This window comes from Ideonella sp. P3_A4, assembly GCF_056403075.1.
In genome coordinates this window covers 1-1,288 of sequence record NZ_JBFUGE010001076.1, presented here as the reverse complement: position 1 = coordinate 1,288, position 1,288 = coordinate 1, and the positions used below count along the sequence as shown (strand labels likewise).

At 64.1% G+C, this 1,288-nt stretch carries 1 protein-coding gene; it reads right to left on the bottom strand.

The genetic code is table 11. The features are described from left to right. Positions 1-1,113, bottom strand: a 1,113-nt coding sequence (locus tag AC1DYI_RS35965) for a carbohydrate porin (RefSeq protein ID WP_477208872.1), incomplete at its 3' end; no start/stop codon positions are given. Between the last annotated feature and the right edge of the window lie 175 nt (positions 1,114-1,288).

Below are 1,288 nucleotides of genomic sequence, written 5' to 3'. Positions count from 1 at the left end.
GCCTGTCACGTTGCCGGCCGGTGCGTTCCACTTGGCGGTGGTGACGTACAGGCGGAACTCGGGGCGGCTCCAGAACTCGGGGCCGGTGGCCAGCGTCGGGGCGATCGTCAGCTTGGCCAGCTTCGCGGTGGGCGAACCTTCGGTCTTGTACTGCGAGTAGCCTGCTTCGGTGACCAGCTTGAAGTTCTTCGTGAAGGCGTAAGAGATGCGGCCGCCGGCCGATGCCGACGTGGTGCGCACGCCGGCGCCGTCGGTTTCGCTGGCGCCCAGCAGCATCGCCTGGCCGCCGAACGGGCCACGCTGCCAGTTCACGCTTTCAACAATGCGCCAGGCCTTGGCCTTGGAGCCGGCGGTCAGGTCGCCGAAGTTCATGTTCAGCGCGGCCGAGCCTTGCGTGGCTTGCACGAACAGCACGTTGTTCAGGCCGGTCATGCCGAACAGGTCGGTCTGGTCGTGGCGCAGGGTCAGGCCGCCGCCGCTCTTGCCGTCTTCGAAGTCACCCTTGGTGATCGAGGCGAACAGGTTGATCTTGCCGTTGGCGTTGGCCGCCACGTCGACCCACTCGGCGTTGAAGCGGTTGCCGGGGTGAGCGGCGTCCGAGTCGGTCTTGTAGAACGCGACGCCGAACTTGCCGGTGCCGGCGGGCAGGCCCTTCATGCCGGCGCCCACGCCCATCATCTCGACGAAGAAGGTGTCGACGATGTGCACGTCGCCGCGGCGGCCGCGCTCCTTGCCGATCCAGAAGGTGGCGTTCGGCGCGATATCGAAGCCCTTCGCCTCGGCCCACATCTGCTCGATCTTCAGGCCTTCGTTGCTGTTGTCGGTGGCCGGGGTGTAGTGGTTCACCATCAGGGTGGCTTTGGTGTCAATGCCATCCTTCGAGAAACCCTGGGCGAGCTGGAACTCGCCGTAGAAGTCGCACTCGTTGCCGAGGCGGTACTTCATGCCCTTGGTGCCGCCCCCCAGGCCGTAGCAGGCGCGTGATGCGTCTTCAGAGGTGAGGCCTGGGCCGGCACGGAAGTAGCCGGTGTAGTCCAGCGCATGCGCGCCGCTGGCGCCGAGGCCCAGCGCCAGCGCGATCGCGGCGGGGGTGAAGGGAAGCTTCTCTTTCATCAAGGTGTCTCCTGAATCAAACAACCGGTGACTCGCGGGGATGTGTGGCGCAGCCGCTCGACGTTCATCTTGCGTTCATGTACCTTGCGAGTGGCGAGATTATTAAAGACACATTAATGTTTGATTGATAGGTACTTTCCTTAGTTGGTGCAAGGGCTTCACCACAATGTTGCAC